Genomic DNA, 16,957 nt, shown 5'->3' on the forward strand with positions numbered 1-16,957 from the left:
TCACCCGACCCAGCCGACCGTCAGCTGGACCCAGGCGACGGCGGTCGGGACGTCCGGGACGGCCGGCCCCCCGGTCGCGGGGGTCGGCCGGCGCAGGACGATCACCGGAATCCCGACCTCCGCGGCGGCCAGCAGTTTGGGCTCGGTCATCGTCCCGCCCGAGTCCTTGGTGACCAGCACGGTGATGCGGTGCTCGTGCAGCAGCGCCCGCTCGCCGGTCACCGTGTACGGACCCCGGGAGGTGAGCACCCGCCAGTGCGGCGGCAGGGGTTCGGTCACCGGGTCGACCAGCCGGACGAGCACGAAAGGTGCTTCCAGCGCGGTGAACTCGCTCAGCGTTCGACGGCCGGTGGTCAGCAGGACCCGTCGGCCGGACGCGGCCCGGACCGCCTGCGCCGGCCCGTCCACCCACTGCCAGGCTTCGGCCAGCGGGTGGTCGGCCCAGCCGGGCCGGGCCAGCCGAAGCAGTGGCACCCCGGCCGCGGCGCACGCCGTCGCGGCCGACGCCGAGATGCCGGTCGCGAAGGGATGGGTGGCGTCCACGACCGCCCGGATCCGATTGGTCCGCAGGTACTCGGCCAACCCGGCCGGCCCGCCGAAGCCACCGATGCGGACCTCGCCGACCGGCAGCGCCGGGTCCCGCACCCGGCCGGCGAGCGAGGAGACGACGGGCACGCCCACCTCGGTCAGACCCCGGGCCAGCGAACGGGCCTCGCCCGTCCCGCCCAGGATCAGGACGGCAGACCCGGGCATGCCAGCAGGGTAGTGCGTCCACGCGGTCCTAGCTCTCCTGGGGCAGGCAGGCCGGCACCTGGAGGCGCTCCATCAGCGGGTAGAGCTCGGCGTAGGCATCGCCTTGGTCGCCGAAGAACGCATCGGGCCCGGCCGCCTGCACCGACGCCGTGATCCGGTCATTGGCCTGGATCACCGCGGCCAGCGCCGCCTGTCGCTCCGCCGGCGCGCCCAGGGCGGCCAGGTCGTCGGAGATCTTGTACGACTCGGCGACGAGCGTGTCGAAGGCCTGCTGCATCTGCTCGGGTGTCGGCGGCTTGCTCATGGCCATGAACGTGCCCCGGACGGCCTCGGCGTTGGCGGTGCACAGCGCGGTCGCCCGGGTCTGGAACTCGCTCTCGGCGATGATCGGCAGGGCGGCTGAGCCGGCTGAGCCGGTCGCCCCGGCCGAGCCGGCCGCCGCCGAGGTGGAGACGCCGGCCGGCGCGCTCGACGCGGCGGTACCGGGTGTGGTGGAGGCGGACTGTCCGGAGCAGGCGGTCAGCCCGGCGGCCAGGAGGACGGCGGTGGCGACGATGGCGGTCGGGCGATTGAGCGGGCGGCGACGGGGCGGGGTGCCGGGCATGGTGAACTCCTTTGCGCGGGTTGCGGTTTCCACCCTCTCTGTCGTGATCAGGGGCGCCTTCGGATCACCCGCGGGAGGCGATCGGTCAGGGCGATCGCGGCGACGACGGCCGCGGCGGCCGCGGCCGCGCACCACAGCCACCGGCTGGTGTCCCACGACGCGGCCGAATGGGCCGGGAACGGGAAGATCGGCACCCGATCGGCCAGCCGGCCGGTGGCCGGCCAGCACAGCGCGAAGGCGACCGCCACGGGCGCGAACCGGGCACCGGGCTCGGCCGCGCCGGCCGCCCGCCGCGCCACGGTCCACGCCGTCGCGACGAGCACCGCCCCGAACCCCTGGGCCGCGACCTGCGCCGGCCGGTCGAAGAAGCCGTCCCAGCCCCGGGCGACCGACCACGTCCAGGCCGCCAGCAGCGGGACCAGGCCGAGGCAGCGGGCGGCCGTGCGCCAGGCCGGCGTCCGCGGGGCGGGATCGACCACGGCCGCGGCTGGCTCGTCGAAGCACCAGGCGGCGGCCGCGGCGAGCAGCCCGACCGCGGCAACCTCGAGCAGCCAGGTCGCGGCGGGGCGCCGGGCGACGACCTCCATCAGCGTGACGACCAGCGCCGCCACGAGCCCGATCCGGGCCCACGGCACGGCGACGGCCGCGTGCCGCAGCATGCTCAGCCGCCGGCGTCCGGCGACGGGATCGGGTTGGGCAGCGTCGCCGGCTCGCCGCCGCTGATCGCCAGCCCGCTGAGCACCACGGCGAGCACGGCCAGGCCAACGGCCACCCGGGCCGGGCCCGCCCGCTCGCTCTCCCGGTCGTGCAGGACGGCGATCAGGACGCCAAGGGCACACAGCGCGAGCTGGTACCCGACGTACCAGAACACCGAGCCGGGCAGCACCGTCCACCGCATCGGATCGTCCGCCCCGGGCAGCCCGAACGGTCCGTGGAAGTGCGTCCAGATCCACACCTCCCGCCACCCGGCGTTCCAGGCCTGATCGCCGTTGAGGACGACCGTGAGCAGGACCGCCACCACCGCCACGATCGGCGCCGCCCAGCGGCGGCCGAACCACCGGCCCACGACCAGACCGAGCACGGGTCCGCCGACCGCCGCGACGACCCCCTGGGAGAACAGGACGGCGAGCACGAAGGCGTCCGGGGTGGCGTCGAAGGTGGAGTCGGGCGATCGCTCGTAGGCCAGGTAGCCGTAGGCCGCGGCGGCGAACCAGATCAGCGCGACCGCCAGCGGGACGACCACGGCGGCGGCGAGGGCCAGCGTCCGGGTGCGCTCGGGGACGACGACGGTGCCGGCGGCGGCCGCCGCCCGATCGGAATCCCGGACCAGGCTGGCCATGATCACGATGCCCAGGACGCCCAGGGTGAACGCCGGCCCCAGCCCGTCCAGCGCCGTCCGGCCCCGCGCGTCGGACTGCCCGGCGGCGCCGAGCCCGGCGATGACCAGGGTCAGGGCGGATCCGAACCAGAACAGGCGGTGGCCGGCGTAGCGCCGGATCTCCTGGCGGGACAGCTGGCCCAGGGTCGAACCGGCGGCGGTCGGGGTCACGTCGACACCTCGTGACCACCCACGGGAGCGGCCCGCAGCAGCAGGTAGGCGTCCTCGACGGAGGGGTCGACGGTCCGGCTGCCGGGGCCCGGGGCGCCGCCGACGGACCGGATCAGCCCGGTCCCGGTCTTCCAGGTCTGGACCGCCCCGGCGGCGGCCGCCGGCCCCAGGTGGACCCGGCCGTCCGCCGTCGCGAGCAGGCCGGGGACCGACCCGTCGAACCGCACCCGGCCCCCGTCGAGGACCAGGACCCGATCGCACAGGGCCGAGACGTCCTCGGTCTGGTGGGTCGACAGCAGCACGGTGCCGGCGTGCCCGCCGAGCAGCCCCCGCAGCGCGGCCCGCTGTTCGGGGTCCAGGCCGGTGGTCGGTTCGTCGAGGACGAGCAGGTCCGGCGAGCCGATCAGCGCCTGGGCGATCGCCAACCGGCGCCGCTGGCCGCCGGACATCCTGGCCACCTTGCGGGTGCCCAGGTCGCCCAGCCGGACGAGATCGAGCACCCGTCGGATCTCGCGGTGCCGCTCGCCGGTGCGCTTCCATTCCTTGAGCACCGCGATGTAGTCCAGGAACCCCAGGGCGGTCATCCCGCGCGGGAAGACGACCTCCTGGGGCAGGTAGCCGATGTGCCGGCGAGCCTCGACCCGTTCGCCGTGGCCGCCGGTGATCTCGTGCCCGGCGACCACGATCCGGCCGCTCGTGGGTGCCACCGCGCTGGACAGCAGGCGCAGCATGGTGGTCTTGCCGGCGCCGTTGGGACCCAGCAGGCCCACGACGCCCGGTCCGAGCGTCACCGTGGTCGGGTGCAGCGCGATCGTCGTCCCGTATCGCTTCGACACGTCCTGCAGGCGGGTCGGTCCCATCAGCCGGCTCCGCTCGTGCGGGTCGTGACGCGGACGGCGAACACCGCCGCGAGGACCACCGCGACGCCCAGGAAGCCGGCCTGGGCGGCAGGGGAGACCAGCAGGTCCACCCGGTCGACCCGGCCGAGAGCGAGCGCGACGGTGATCCACACCAGGGCAAGCACCCCGCCGACCACCGGCGGCGCCCACCACGTCAGCAGCACCAACCCGGCGAGGGTCAGGCCCAGGGAGGGCAGCAGCCAGGCGACCATCAGTCCGCTGAGCCCGGGGACGAGCAGGCCGATCAGCAAGGTCGCCGGGATGGCGAGCCCGAGCCCGGCGGCCGTCCGCAGCAGGGCCAGCCGGAGCCGGGAGTAGGGGGTCGGCGCGCTCACCTCGCGCAGGCAGTGGGTGGCGTCGAACGCCGCGACCACCGCGAGCGCCGGCACCAGGGGGGCCAGCGCCAGGAAGACCGCGTCCGGTCGCCACGGGGTCAGCCCGGCCGACAGCGCACAGGTCAGCGCGGCCGCCACCACCGTGACCCCCAGTACCAGCACACTCTCACCCGCGCCGAGCAGGACGGCCACGTCGTCGGGCAACCCGAGACGCCGCAGGACGCGCAACGCCCACGGCACCCGGGGACGGGTCACGGTGGCCTGCACCCCCGCCCACACCGACGCGGTGTCGACGGCGGACCGCGCCGCCGCTTGGCAGTGCGGGCAGCCGACGACGTGCGCCTCCACGCTCGTCGCGGCCGCCGGCTCGAGGCGTCCGGCGGCATAGGCCCGCCAGGTCGGGGCCGGGACGTGCCACTGCGTCGACATGGTCACCACCCTTCCAACGGCACCAGGTGCTCCCGCAACCTGGCCTTGGCGATCCGCATCCGGCTCTTCACGGTGCCCTGCGGGATGCCTAGCAAGACGGCCGCCTCGCGGGTGGAGAGCCCGTCCAGCACCGTCGCCTGGAGCACCTGCACCAGCTCCGGCGACAGCGTCCGGAGCGCGTCCCCGACGTGGCCGTGAGCGACCGCCACCAGCAATTCGTCCTCGGCGCTGGCCACCAGGGGGCTGTGTGCGGCGATCACCTCCGCGCCGGCGGGCGACGGCGGAGCCTTCTTCCGGATCCGGCTGATCAGCTGACGGATCGCGATGCCCCACAGCCAGGCGCCGACATCGCCGTCCCCGCGGAACGCGCCGGGCTTACGCCAGACGGCCACGAACGTGTCGTGCAGGGCGTCGTGGGCCAGGTCCTCATCGGGCGTCCGGCGGCGCAGCCGCAGCAGCAGCCAGGCTGAATGACGCTCGACGAGTTCCCGGAGCGCCGTTTCCTCGCCCCGGGCCATCAGGGCCAGCAGCTCGACGTCCGACACCTCAGGCATGCCACCCCTGTCGCGATCCGGACGCCGATCGGATCACCGGTGGCGGTCGGACCACACCTACCGCACCGCCCCGGTCACCAGCCACCGGTCCCCGCGGTACCGCAGGCCCAGGGTCACCGCCCGCGCGCCCATGAACACACCCGAGAAGGCCACCCAGAGCCAGATCAGGCCCGCACTCCCGCCGGGCGCCCAGACGGCCACCGCGGCGGCCGCCGGCAGGTACGCGACGAAGGTCAGCACCCCGGCCCGGGCCAGGTACGCGCCGTCGCCGGCGCCGATCAACACCCCGTCCAGCACGAAGACCCAGCCGCACAGCGGTTGCGAGACGGCCACCACGATCAGGGCGGCCCCGACTGCGTCGCGCACGACCGGATCGGGCGAGAAGGCGGCCCCCGCGAACGCGTGGATCAGCAGGACGACCACGCCGATCCCAACGCCGACCCACACCCCCCACCGCAGCATGATCCCGGTGAAGAGCCGGGCGGCTCGCCCGTCGCCCTCGCCGAGGGCCTTGCCGGTCAGCGCCTGCGCCGCGATGGCCAGCGCGTCCAGCCCGAGGGCCAGGAGGTTCCAGATGGACATGACGACCTGCTGCGCGGCGAGCGCGGCGACGCCCTGCCGGGTGGCCACCACGGTGGTGACGATGATCGCCGCGCGCAGGGTCAGGGTGCGAATGAACAGCGGGATCCCGGCCCGGCCGGCCCCGCGGATGTGCCCGGCGTGCGGGGTGAGCGCGACGCCCAGCCGGCGGGCGCCCCGGGCCACGATGAGGATCAGCACGGCCGCCATGCCGGTCTGGGTGAGCGCGGTGCCGACGGCCGAGCCGGCCACGCCCAGCCCGACCCCGTAGACCAGCAGCAGGTTCAGGCCGACGTTCACCACCGCCCCGGCCACGGCGACGACCAGCGGGGTCCGGGTGTCCTGCAGGCCGCGCAGCACGCCGGTGGTGGCCAGCACGGCCAGCATGGCCGGCAGGCCGAGCAGGGACCAGCGCAGGAAGGTGACGCCGTACTCGGCGACGTCGGGGGTGCCGCCGAACGCGTCGATCAGCGGGGGCGCCAGCGGCCAGCCGACCGCCAGCACCGCGACGCCGATGATCGCCGCCAGGTACAGCCCGGCGATGCCGAAGGTCAGCGCGTCGGCCGGGCGGCCCGCACCCAGCGCGCGGGACACCTGCGCGGTAGTGCCGTAGGCCAGGAACACCGACAGGCCCACCAGGGTGCCGAGAATGACCGAGGCGATGCCGACCCCGGCCAGCTGCGCGACGCCCAGGTGCCCGACGATGGCCGCGTCGACGAGCAGGAAGACCGGCTCGGCCAGCAGCGCGCCCAGGGCCGGGACGGCCAGCCGCAGGATCTGCCGGTTCAGTCCCGGCTCGCCGCTCACGCGCCGGCGGCGACGCGCAGGATCGCAGCCACCGACCGGTCGACGTCGTCCTCGGTCGTGGACCAGTTGGACACCGAGATCCGCATCAGCCGCCGGCCGCGCCAGGTGGTCCCACCCAGCCAGCAGGTGCCGTCGCGCTGCACCCCGGCGACCACAGAATCCGTGCGTTCGTCGGACCCGAAACCGGCCAGGACCTGGTTCAGCACGACGTCGTTGACGATCTCGACCCCACCGGCGGCCAGCCCGTCGGCGAACCGGCGGGCCAGCGCGCAGGTCCGCCGCACCAGCTCGGCGACGCCGGACGCGCCCAGCTCCCGCAGCGCCGCCCACACGGCGAAACCCCGTGCTCGGCGGGAGGACTCCAGCACGAAGTCGGCCGGGGAGCCGGCCGCGCCGGCCCCGGTCAGGTAGGACGCGCTGTACGAGGCCGCGGCGACGTGCGCCGCCGGATCGGCGCAGAACACCAGGCCGCAGTCGTAGGGCACGTTGAGCCACTTGTGCCCGTCGGTGCACCACGAATCGGCCAACTCGATGCCGTCGGTCAGCGAGCGCGTCTCCGGGCAGGCGGCGGCCCACAGCCCGAATGCGCCGTCGACGTGCACCCAGCTGTGCGGCACCGTGCGAGCCAGCCCGATCGCCGCCCGCAGATCGTCGCAGGCGCCGGTGTTCACGTTGCCGGTCTGCAGCACCACGATCGTCGGCGTGTCCGGCTCGTCGGCCAGAACCCTGGCCAGATCGTCGATGTCGATGGCGCCCTGGGCATCCGCGGCGACCGGCCGGACGCCGGCGGTGCCCAGACCGAGCAGCCGCAACGACCGGTCGACGGTGGCGTGCCGCTCCACCGACGCGACCACCCGCACCCGCGGTGAGCCGGCCAGGCCGTCGCGCTCGACGTCCCACCCCGTCGCTTCCAGGACCCGGTGCCGGCCGGTGGCGAGCCCGACCGTGTTCGCCGACTGGGCCCCCGTGCCGAACCCGACCGATGCGGTTGCGGGCAGGCCGAGCAGATCCTTGAGCCACCCGCCGGCCACCTCCTCGACCGCGCCGGCCGCCGGTGAGGTCGTCGCGTTGAACGCCAGCTGGTCCCACCCGACCGCCAGCATGTCCGCCGCGGTCGCCGCCGGCAACGACCCGCCGACCACGAACCCGAAGAACCGCGGCCCGGCGGTGGCGACAAGCCCGGGGTCGGCGGCGATGACCAGGTCGTCGAGCACCCGGTCGGGTGGGGTCGGCTCGGCCGGGAGGGGGCCACCGAGCGCGGCCACCAGCGCGTCCCGATCGATCGGTCGAGCCACGGGTCGCTCGCCCAGGCCCAGCCGGAATTCGATCGCCGCCTCGGCCGCGGTACGGATCAGATCGGCGACGGTGCCCGGTTCGTCAGCCATCCCGCCGCTCCCGGCCGCCGGCCGCCCGGCCCCGGCGGCGGTCGGAGTCGCCACGAACAGGATGGTTCGGCCTGGGCGCGGAGATCATGATTCGGGACGGTACGCCGGGTCGAAGCCGGCCGGCGCGGGCCAGTGCACGCCCGGTGGCCCCGGGGTCGGCCGGCGACCTGCCCCCGGCCCGTCGGGGACGCCTCGACTCGCCTCATCCGCTGGTTCCGTCCCGGTCCGAACCTGCCGATGAGGCGAGTCGGCGCGACCTGGGTGCGGCGCGGGACGGGGTGCGGCGCGGGACGGGGTGCGGCGCGGGACGGGGTGCGGACGGGCGGTGGCCGTCAGTGGCGCATCCACTCGCTGGGGTGGTCGATGACCTGGGCCAGCACGGCCGAGGCGGCCCCGGTCATCGCGGCGGCTTCTCGCACGACCGCCGACCGCACCCGCATCTCCGACCAGGGCGCGGCCAGCACACGTTGATCGAGAACCCGTTCGATCCCGGGCACCAACTCCGGGGCCAGGGTGGCGTAAAGCCCGCCCAGCACCACGGTTTCCACGTCGATGAGGTTGACCGCGTTGGCGATCGCGGTGCCCAACGCGCGGGCGGCCGTGTCGAAGGAGGCGACGGCGGCCGGATCACCGGCGGCGGCCGCGCGCTGCAGGTGATCGATCGGCAGGCTCAGGTCCAGGCCGGCGGCCCGCATCAGCGCGTCCTTGCCCGCGTACTGCTCCAGGCAACCGGTGGACCCGCACCGGCACAGCGGCCCGTCCGGATCGATGACGGTGTGCCCGATCTCGCCGCTCCACCCGTGCCGGCCGCCGAAGATCGAACCGTCGAGCACGAGTGCCCCACCGACCCCGACCTCGCCGGACAGGTACAGGAAGGTGTGCAGCCCGTGCCCGCGGAGCGCATCGCACTCGGCGCGGGCCGCCAGCGTCGCCTCGTTGTCGAGCAGCATCGGCGGGGCGTCGCCCGATCCGGCCAGCTCGGTCCGGAACATGGCCGCGACGTCGACGTCGCGCCAGCCGAGGTTGGGCGCCAGCCGGACCGGTCCGGCGGTGCGGTCGACCAGGCCGGGCAAGGCGAGGCCGGCACCCGCGATCCGTAGCGCCCGATCGGCCGAGCCGGTCACCTTCCGGTACAGGCCGACCAACTCGGGCACGACCCGGGCCGGGTCACTGCCCCGGAAGTCGCCGTCCCGCACCTCCTGGTCGAGGACCGCGCCGGAAATGTCGATCATCCGAACACCCAGGTAGTCCACGTTGACCTCCATGCCCACCGCGGCGATCGTGCCCGCCGCGGGCACGAGTGGAACCGCGGGCCGGCCGGCGCGCTGGGACATCACCGGAGGAAGTTCAGTGACCAGCGCGGCCTCGATCAGCGCGTCGACCAGCGAGCTCACCGTGGCCCGAGTCAGCCCGGTGGTGGCCGCGATGTCCGCTCGCGAATGCGGCGTGGTTGCGTCGACAATGATCCGCAGCACCAGGCCGAGGTTGTGCTCGCGCAGGTTGGCCTGCCGGATCGCGGAAGCGCCGCGCGGGACGGGCGAGCGGGGGGCCATGGGGTTGACCTTAGCGGCCGTGTCCGATAAGTTCACTCACAGAACAAAACGTCGCGACGAAGGAGTCAGCACATGGTGCGCCAGGCAACACCGGAGGACCGGTTCTCGTTCGGCTTGTGGACGGTTTCCTGGCAGGGTCGCGACCCGTTCGGCGATGCCACCCGACCGGCCCTCGATCCGGTGGAGGCGATCGGCAAGCTGGCCGAGGTCGGCGCCTGGGGCGTCACCTTCCACGACGACGACGTGGTGCCGTTCGGCTCCGACGAGCAGGGCCGGACCCACCACTTGTCCCGCTTCCGCGATGCCTGCGTCGAGCACGACATCACTATCGAAATGGTGACCACCAACCTGTTCACCCACCCGGTGTTCAAGGACGGCGGTCTGACCTCCAACGACCGGTCGGTGCGCCGGTTCGCCCTGCGCAAGGTGCTGCGCAACATCGATCTGACCGCGGAACTGGGCGCCAAGACCTTCGTCATGTGGGGCGGCCGGGAGGGCGCCGAGTACGACGGCTCCAAGGACGTCAATGCGGCGCTCGACCGGTACGCCGAGGGCGTCGACACCGTGGCCGGCTACATCAAGAGCAAGGGCTACGACATCAGGATCGCTCTGGAGCCGAAGCCGAACGAACCCCGCGGCGATATCTTCCTGCCGACCATCGGGCACGCGCTCGGTTTCATCGCCAAGCTGGACAACGGCGACATCGTCGGCCTCAACCCGGAGGTCGGGCACGAGCAGATGGCCGGTCTGAACTACACCCATGGCATCGCCCAGGCGTTGTGGAACGGCAAGCTGTTCCACATCGATCTGAACGGGCAGCGCTCGATCAAGTACGACCAGGACCTGGTGTTCGGCCACGGCGATCTGCTGTCGGCATTCTTCACCGTGGATCTGCTGGAGAACGGCTTCCCGAACGGCGGTCCGACGTACGACGGTCCGCGGCACTTCGACTACAAGCCCTCCCGCACCGAGGGTTTCGACGGGGTCTGGGCCTCGGCGCAGGCCAACATCAACACCTACCTGGTCCTGAAGGAGCGGGCGCTGGCGTTCCGGGCGGACCCCGAGGTGCAGGCCGCGATGCAAGCGTCCGGGCTGGCCGAGCTGGCCGTCCCGACGCTGGCCGATGGCGAGACCGTCGAGGACCTGATGGCCGACCGGTCCGCGTTCGAGGACTACGACGCGGACAAGGCCGCCGAGCACTCCTACGCCTTCGTGCATCTGAACCAACTCGCCGTCGAGCACGCGCTGGGCGCCCGCTGACCGCCTGCTGACCCGCGCGGATCAACTGCGTCGGCGCGGGCCCACCGTCCGGCGATGTGACGGACGGGGCTGGAGTCAACCAGTTCATCCGCGCGGGCCGGTGGGCCGTCGCACCGGCCCGAAGGCGCCGTCCGACGTCCGGAGCCCGAGTGGCGTCCGCCGCCCGGGCTGCCGAAATCAACTGAGGACGGACGCGAACCGATTCGGACCTATCCCCGTACTCCTGGACAAGCCGGCTTCCTGACGCCAACGGCGTCACCGGCCCACAGTCCAAAGGGGGACTCGAAAGATGGCTACCGCCAGCAACGTCAGCCTGTCCATCGTCCGGGACGTGGCCAACGCCAACGCCACCGTCACGTACACGGTCAACTGGAGTGCGTTCGATCAGGCATCGAACCTGCAGTACGCCGAGAGCATCCGGTTCATCGGCGACGACACCGGTCAGGACGGCGACACCGGCCCCGCCGGTGACGATCCGATCAATATCGGACTGACCTTCTCGGTGTTGCTCAGCGCGAACGGGCAGGCCTCGACCTCCCGGACGCGTTCGTTCACCTTCCCGTTCACGAACCTCAACGAGGACAACGTCCCGCTGCTCGGCAACACCGATGACGAGATCCGCGCGGTGGTCACCCTGACGCCCCGACTGCCGGTGGCGATCAACGCCGAGAGCAACGTGGTCGTCGTCGCCGCCTGATCCGCGGCCTGAACCGGGGGTTGGGCGTCCGCGTGTGCGCAACCCCCGGTTCGGTCGGGCTCGGTCGTGCCAGTGGGCGTGGTCGTCGCCACGACGGAGGCCGGCCGCGGCGATCCACCCGGGAGTGGCGCGGCCGCGGGGAGCGCTCCGTTCAGGCCAGCCCCAGAACCCGGGCGCTCTCCAACGAGTCCGCGATCACCCGCAGCTCTCGCACTTCATCCCCGCGGTAGCGCAGGACGTGAACGAACATGATCCGTCCCGACCGGTCGGCTTTGGTCACATCGAGGTGCCCCAGGAGGCGACGGTGTCGCCGTCGCCGAGGTATTCGTCCGGGATGAGCGAGAAGGTGTCGAACGCCTGCACCGTCCGGACGAGCACTCCCTTCGCCGCGTCACGGCCTTCGGTCCGACCCGACCAGGGGAGGCCGACCGAGTCTCCGTCCCACACGAAATCCTCGGCCCACATGTCGAGCGCGCCTTCGAGATCGCCCCGGACGAACCTCTCGTAACGTTCCCTGGCCTGATCGGTGTTCGACGTCATCAGTCGATCCTCTCGTAAGGGATGAACCGGGCAAGTTCACCGGCTCGGTCACGGTTCGCCTGTCTAAAGAACCGCTTCGTCCTGCTCGAGCGGACGGCTCGCCGCCCGGCGCGGCGAATCGAATCCGGTCGACCGGGCCCCCCGCCCCTTTGCCCAGCGAGGACCCGGGCTGGCCGCTACCGACGCTTTACCAAGCTGAGACAATTCACCCCTTGACGGCGGTGGTTTGTTCGTCCAATAATCAAACCCATCGAAGCGCTTCGACGATCGGACCCACGCAGGGGCGGCGATCAGCCGAAGCTCCTGACGGGTACGGAGATTCGAGCCGGCGCAGGCATCGTGCCGGCCAGGAGCCGCACGCCGTGGCACCCTGCGCAGTACCGCACCGGATCGCACCGCCAGGTTCGCGGACCCGATGTCGAAGCGCTTCGATAAGCTGTTGACACCGACGAGCAATGAGGCGGGAGAGTCGCATGGCAACAATGCAGGACGTCGCCAAGCTGGCGCAGGTCTCGCTGAGCACGGTGTCCTACGCCATCAACAACACCCGCCCGATCTCCGCCGCCACCCGCGAGCGGATCGAACGGGCGATGCGCGAGTTGGACTTCCGGCCCAACCAGATCGCCCGGAGCCTGGCCAGCCGGCGCAGCAACATCCTCGCGTTGACCTTCCCCGGAACCGAGAACGCGCTCGGCAGCACGATCATGGAATTCGTCACCGGCGCCGCCGAGGTGGCCCGCGAGCGTGGCTTCCATCTGGTCGTCTGGCCCTACGCCGCGACCCAGGCGGACGAGATGCTGCAGATGAGCCGGCAGGGCCTGGCGGATGGGGTCATCGTCATGGAGGTCCGCCGGGACGACCCCAGGGTCCGCCTGCTCGATGCGCACCAGATCCCGTTGACGATGATCGGACGGGCCGACGACAGCGCCGATCCACGGTCCGTCGACATTGATTTCGATATCACCGCGGAGACCGCGGTGAACCACCTGGCGGCCCTCGGGCACACCCGGATTGCCCTGCTCAATCATTCCGCGGCCAGCCGCGATCGACGCTACGGGCCGACCGTGCGCATCGCCGACGGATTTGACCGGGCGATGGCCCGCCGGGGGCTGGTCGGTCACACTCTCTGGTGCGACGAGACCCCACTGGCGGGTCGTCGCGCCGTGAACGAGCTGATGAGCACCCATCCGCAGACCACCGCCCTGGTCGCGATGAACGAGAACGCGGTCATCGGCGCGATGAGCGGGCTGGCCACGCACGACCACGTCGTGCCGCAGACGTTCTCGGTGCTGTCCATCGTGACCAGCCCGCTGATGGCCCAGATGGTCGAGCCGCAGCTGACCACCCTGCACTCGCCCGGGGCCGACCTCGGCCGGTTGGGCGTACGGAATCTGCTCGACCAGCTCGACGGGCGCCGGCCGGCCGACGCGCCGACCTTGTTGCCCTGCCGGTGGGAGGCGGGCCTCAGCACGGGACCCGTCCCGCCGGACCCCCACCGGCTTCGCTGAGCCGGACCCGACACCCATACGACCGACCAGCCGTCCGCCCGGACGGTGGTTCGACCGCACCTCGACGGCGATGGCGCACGCCCCGCCGCACCCGCACCCGACCCCACCGAGGGGGTCGCCAGCCCAGGAGGACAGATGTTTCGTCGCCGGTATCGAGCAGTGAAGGTCGCGGCAGTCGCCGCCGTGGCTGCGGTTTCGCTCACCTTGGCCGCATGTGGCGGATCGAGCGACACCGCGTCCGGCGCCTCCGGTGCCTCCGGATCGGCCGCCACCCAGGAGGGCACTCTCAAGCTGTGGCACTACGAAAGTGCCAATGGAGCGATGGGTATCGCCTGGGACAAGGCGATCGAGACCTTCAAGGCCGAGCATCCCGGCGTCACCGTCGATTTCGAACGCAAGGCGTTCGAACAGATCCAGCAGAACGCCGGCATGATCCTCTCGTCCGACGAGGGGCCGGACATCATGGAGTACAACAAGGGCAACGCCACCGCGGGGCTGCTCGCCTCGCAGGGCCTGCTCACCGACCTGACCGAGCAGGCGCAGAGCCGCGGCTGGGCGGACAAGCTCTCGCCCAGCCTGCAGACCACCGCCCGGTACGACGAGCACGGGGTGATGGGCTCCGGGAACTGGTACGGCGTGCCGAACTACGGCGAGTACGTGATGGTCTACTACAACAAGGACGCGTTCGCCGCCAACAACATCGCCGTGCCGACCACCCTGCCCGAGTTCACGGCCGCCATGGACACTTTCGTCGCCGCCGGGACGACCCCGGTCTGCATGGCCGGTGCCGAGTATCCGGCCGGCCAGCTGTGGTATCAGCTGGCACTGAGCCAGGCCGACCGGTCGTTCGTCGACAACTACCAGCTCTACAAGAATCCCGTCGACTTCCAGAACGGGCCCACCGCCAAGGGTGCCGAGATGTTCAATGAATGGGTCCAGAGAGGTTACATCTCTGGGGATTCCGCCTCGCTCAAGGCCGAGGACATGGGGACCGCGTTCATCGGCGGCAAGTGCCCGGTCATGATCTCCGGCAGCTGGTGGTTCGGCCGGCTCGCCGACGAGATCAAGGCGTTCGACTGGGGCACGTTCCTGTTCCCGGGCAGCAAGCTCAGCCTGGGCTCGTCGGGCAACCTGTGGGTGGTGCCGGAGGCCAGCAAGAACAAGGAGCTGGCGTACGACTTCATCGACATCACCATGCGCCCGGAGATCCAGAACCTGCTCGGCAACTCCGGCGGCATCCCGGTCGCGGCCGACCCATCGGCGATCACCGACCCGAAGACCGCCGAGCTGATCAAGAACTTCAACACGCTGTCGGCGAACGACGGACTGGCCTTCTACCCGGACTGGCCGGTGCCCGGCTTCTACGACGTCCTGGTCTCGGGGTTCCAGTCCCTGATCAACCAGTCCAAGTCCCCGGCCGAGGTGATGGACCAGATCTCCGGCCCGTATACCGAGGGCGTCGCGGCCGTCCAGGCCGGCTGACCGTGACCCGGTCCCGCGCGGATGAACTCGTCAACTCCGGTCCCACCGGTCACATTCCGCGTCAGTTGATCCGCGCCGGCGATGTTGATCCGCGCGGGCGCCGGGCTCCGGTGAAAGGAGATCGACCGTGACCGATCTGGCTCAACCCGTCACCGAAGCACCGGCCAAGCGGTCCGCGCCGAGGACCCGGACGGGCGGCTACTGGTGGTATCTGGTGCCCGGCGCGATCGGATTCGTCGCCGTCATCCTGGGGCCGCTGGTCTACAACGTGTACCTGTCCCTGACCAAGTGGTCCGGGGTCGGCAACCCGCGCTTCATCGGCTTCAACAACTACATCAGGCTGCTCGGTGACAGCGTCTTCTGGACGTCGTTCAAGAACTCCATCGCGATGATCGTCGCGATGGTGGTCATCCCCACCGTGATCGGGCTGCTCCTGGCCTCCGTGCTGTTCGACTACCTCGGCAAGCGGTTCGGTTCGTCCGGCATCAGCGTGCTGCGCGCGGTGTTCTACCTACCGCAGGTGCTGCCGGTGGTCGTCGCCGGCATCGTCTGGGGCTGGATCCTTCGGCCGGACGGCGCGTTCAACGCCTTCCTGGACGCGATCGGCCTGCAGGGCTTCACCAAGGATTGGCTGGGCGACCCGAACACCGCCCTGCCGATGGTCATGCTGGTGATGGTCTGGGTGCAGATCGGTTATCCCGTCGTCATCTTCATGTCGGCGCTGGGCCGGATCGACCCGGAGATCTACGAGGCGGCGGAGATCGACGGGGCCGGCTACTGGGCCCGATTCAAGGCGATCACGCTGCCGCAGATCCGACCGGAGACCTTCGTGGTCGCATTGACCTGCACCATCGCCGCGCTCAAGGTCTTCGGCCCGATCTACGCCCTGACCCGGGGCGGACCGGAGAACGCCACCAACGTGCCCTCGTACTTCGCCTATTACACGTTCTTCAAGAAGCTCGACGTCGGGTACGGGGCGGCCATCGCCACCGTCCTGACGATCATCATCGTGCTCGTCGCCGTCGGCATTATGCGGTGGCAGGCCCACTCCGAGCGCAAGGAGCTGAGCGGATCATGAGCATTCCGGTGCTCACCACCCCCGTCGCTCACCCGGACGGCGGCACCCCGGCCCGGTCGGCCGGTCAGCGCAAGGCCGACGAGCGAGCGATGAAGGCCCGCGACCGATTCCACCGCGGCGCCGGCCGCTGGGTCGTGCTGGCCCTCGTCGCGGCTGCCGCCCTGCTGATGCTCGTGCCGTTCGCACTGATGGTGCTGAACGCGTTCAAGTCGCCGGCCGACTACTCGACCAACGGCCCCCTGTCCTGGCCGACCGAGTTCTACACCAAGGGTCTGACCACCTACTGGACCGAGGTGGACTACCCGCAGAAGTTGTGGAACTCCACCTTGATCGCCGGGGCGGTCGCCGTCGTCGCGGTGCTCGTCTCGCTGCTCAACGCGTACGCGATCGGGGTCGGCCGGGTCAGGGGCCGGCTGTGGATCGTCGCCCTCTTCCTGCTGGGCAACATGATCCCGCAGGAGGCGCTGGTCTACCCGCTGTACTTCTTCGCCAAGCAGGCCGGCCTGTACAACACCAAGCTGGTCGTGATCATCATCTTTGTCGTGATCCAGAGCGCCTTCGGCACCTACCTTCTCGCCTCCGTACTGGGCACCTTCCCGAAGGCGTTGCTGGAGGCGGCCGCGCTGGACGGCGCGAACCGCTGGCAGATCCTGTGGAAGGTCGTCTTCCCGATCGTCCGGCCCACCCTGTCCGTGCTGCTGATCTTCTTCTTCATCTGGACCTGGAACGAGTTCTTCATTCCCCTGGTGATGCTCATCGACAATGACACCCAGACCATTCCGGTGGCCCTGGCCAGCCTGCAGGGCGACCGGCTGATGGATGCTCCGACGACCAACGCCGGCGCGCTGATCAGCCTCATCCCGGCAGTCATCTTCTTCCTGATCTTCCAGCGCACGCTGACCCGTGGGGTCACCGCCGGCGCGATCAAGTAGTCACTCAGACGCT

17 protein-coding genes are annotated in these 16,957 nt (G+C 71.4%); 6 read left to right on the top strand and 11 right to left on the bottom strand.

Annotation, left to right across the window (positions count from 1 at the left end; all coding sequences use genetic code 11):
* The 10 genes from ACILSK_RS13115 to ACILSK_RS13160 form a co-directional block, all read right to left on the bottom strand.
* Complete coding sequence (locus tag ACILSK_RS13115) at nucleotides 1-753, bottom strand: cobalt-precorrin-6A reductase (protein WP_395727606.1); 753 nt, start codon at nucleotides 751-753, stop codon at nucleotides 1-3.
* Nucleotides 754-781: 28 nt separating this feature from the next.
* The gene (locus ACILSK_RS13120; RefSeq protein WP_395727607.1) at nucleotides 782-1,357 is read right to left on the bottom strand and encodes a hypothetical protein; all 576 of its coding nucleotides are present in this window, start codon (nucleotides 1,355-1,357) and stop codon (nucleotides 782-784) included.
* A 47-nt stretch (nucleotides 1,358-1,404) separates the two neighbouring features.
* Nucleotides 1,405-2,016 carry a hypothetical protein gene (locus ACILSK_RS13125; protein ID WP_395727608.1) on the bottom strand — a complete coding sequence of 204 codons (612 nt, stop codon included), beginning with the start codon at nucleotides 2,014-2,016 and terminating at the stop codon, nucleotides 1,405-1,407.
* A gap of 2 nt (nucleotides 2,017-2,018) precedes the next feature.
* Nucleotides 2,019-2,906 carry a hypothetical protein gene (locus tag ACILSK_RS13130; RefSeq protein WP_395727609.1) on the bottom strand — a complete coding sequence of 296 codons (888 nt, stop codon included), beginning with the start codon at nucleotides 2,904-2,906 and terminating at the stop codon, nucleotides 2,019-2,021.
* A complete protein-coding gene (locus ACILSK_RS13135; protein WP_395727610.1) occupies nucleotides 2,903-3,766 on the bottom strand; it encodes an ABC transporter ATP-binding protein in 864 nt (287 codons plus the stop codon). Before ACILSK_RS13135 ends, ACILSK_RS13130 begins: the two co-directional genes overlap by 4 nt.
* A complete protein-coding gene (locus tag ACILSK_RS13140; protein ID WP_395727611.1) occupies nucleotides 3,766-4,569 on the bottom strand; it encodes a zf-HC2 domain-containing protein in 804 nt (267 codons plus the stop codon). Before ACILSK_RS13140 ends, ACILSK_RS13135 begins: the two co-directional genes overlap by 1 nt.
* Nucleotides 4,570-4,571: 2 nt before the next feature.
* Nucleotides 4,572-5,123: an RNA polymerase sigma factor gene (locus ACILSK_RS13145; RefSeq protein ID WP_395727612.1), complete on the bottom strand. Its 552-nt coding sequence runs from the start codon at nucleotides 5,121-5,123 to the stop codon at nucleotides 4,572-4,574.
* 57 nt (nucleotides 5,124-5,180) lie between these two features.
* Nucleotides 5,181-6,509 carry an MATE family efflux transporter gene (locus ACILSK_RS13150; RefSeq protein WP_395727613.1) on the bottom strand — a complete coding sequence of 443 codons (1,329 nt, stop codon included), beginning with the start codon at nucleotides 6,507-6,509 and terminating at the stop codon, nucleotides 5,181-5,183.
* Complete coding sequence (locus ACILSK_RS13155) at nucleotides 6,506-7,894, bottom strand: pyridoxal phosphate-dependent decarboxylase family protein (protein ID WP_395727614.1); 1,389 nt, start codon at nucleotides 7,892-7,894, stop codon at nucleotides 6,506-6,508. The genes ACILSK_RS13150 and ACILSK_RS13155 overlap by 4 nt, the downstream gene beginning before the upstream one ends.
* Before the next feature lie 332 nt (nucleotides 7,895-8,226).
* On the bottom strand, nucleotides 8,227-9,447 hold the full coding sequence (locus ACILSK_RS13160) for an ROK family protein (RefSeq protein ID WP_395727615.1): 1,221 nt from the start codon (nucleotides 9,445-9,447) through the stop codon (nucleotides 8,227-8,229).
* A 72-nt stretch (nucleotides 9,448-9,519) separates the two neighbouring features.
* Here ACILSK_RS13160 and xylA point away from each other — a divergent pair, with 72 nt between their 5' ends.
* Together xylA and ACILSK_RS13170 are read left to right on the top strand one after the other, a co-directional pair.
* Nucleotides 9,520-10,707 (top strand): xylose isomerase, encoded by a 1,188-nt coding sequence (xylA, locus tag ACILSK_RS13165; RefSeq protein WP_395727616.1) that lies wholly within the window; start codon nucleotides 9,520-9,522, stop codon nucleotides 10,705-10,707.
* A gap of 289 nt (nucleotides 10,708-10,996) precedes the next feature.
* Nucleotides 10,997-11,404 carry a hypothetical protein gene (locus ACILSK_RS13170; RefSeq protein ID WP_395727617.1) on the top strand — a complete coding sequence of 136 codons (408 nt, stop codon included), beginning with the start codon at nucleotides 10,997-10,999 and terminating at the stop codon, nucleotides 11,402-11,404.
* Nucleotides 11,405-11,680: 276 nt separating this feature from the next.
* On the opposite strand, the gene ACILSK_RS13175 is transcribed toward ACILSK_RS13170, so the two are convergent.
* Nucleotides 11,681-11,944 (bottom strand): nuclear transport factor 2 family protein, encoded by a 264-nt coding sequence (locus ACILSK_RS13175; RefSeq protein WP_395727618.1) that lies wholly within the window; start codon nucleotides 11,942-11,944, stop codon nucleotides 11,681-11,683.
* A 473-nt stretch (nucleotides 11,945-12,417) separates the two neighbouring features.
* Here ACILSK_RS13175 and ACILSK_RS13180 point away from each other — a divergent pair, with 473 nt between their 5' ends.
* From ACILSK_RS13180 to ACILSK_RS13195, 4 genes are all read left to right on the top strand, one after another.
* A complete protein-coding gene (locus ACILSK_RS13180; RefSeq protein ID WP_395727619.1) occupies nucleotides 12,418-13,452 on the top strand; it encodes a LacI family DNA-binding transcriptional regulator in 1,035 nt (344 codons plus the stop codon).
* Nucleotides 13,453-13,587: 135 nt separating this feature from the next.
* The gene (locus tag ACILSK_RS13185; RefSeq protein WP_395727620.1) at nucleotides 13,588-14,934 is read left to right on the top strand and encodes an extracellular solute-binding protein; all 1,347 of its coding nucleotides are present in this window, start codon (nucleotides 13,588-13,590) and stop codon (nucleotides 14,932-14,934) included.
* Between the two features lie 136 nt (nucleotides 14,935-15,070).
* Complete coding sequence (locus ACILSK_RS13190; protein WP_395727740.1) at nucleotides 15,071-16,012, top strand: carbohydrate ABC transporter permease; 942 nt, start codon at nucleotides 15,071-15,073, stop codon at nucleotides 16,010-16,012.
* Nucleotides 16,009-16,944: a carbohydrate ABC transporter permease gene (locus tag ACILSK_RS13195; RefSeq protein ID WP_395727621.1), complete on the top strand. Its 936-nt coding sequence runs from the start codon at nucleotides 16,009-16,011 to the stop codon at nucleotides 16,942-16,944. The genes ACILSK_RS13190 and ACILSK_RS13195 overlap by 4 nt, the downstream gene beginning before the upstream one ends.
* Nucleotides 16,945-16,957: the final 13 nt, after the last annotated feature.

Source organism: Nakamurella sp. (assembly GCF_044224575.1).
Lineage (GTDB): Bacteria > Actinomycetota > Actinomycetes > Mycobacteriales > Nakamurellaceae > Nakamurella.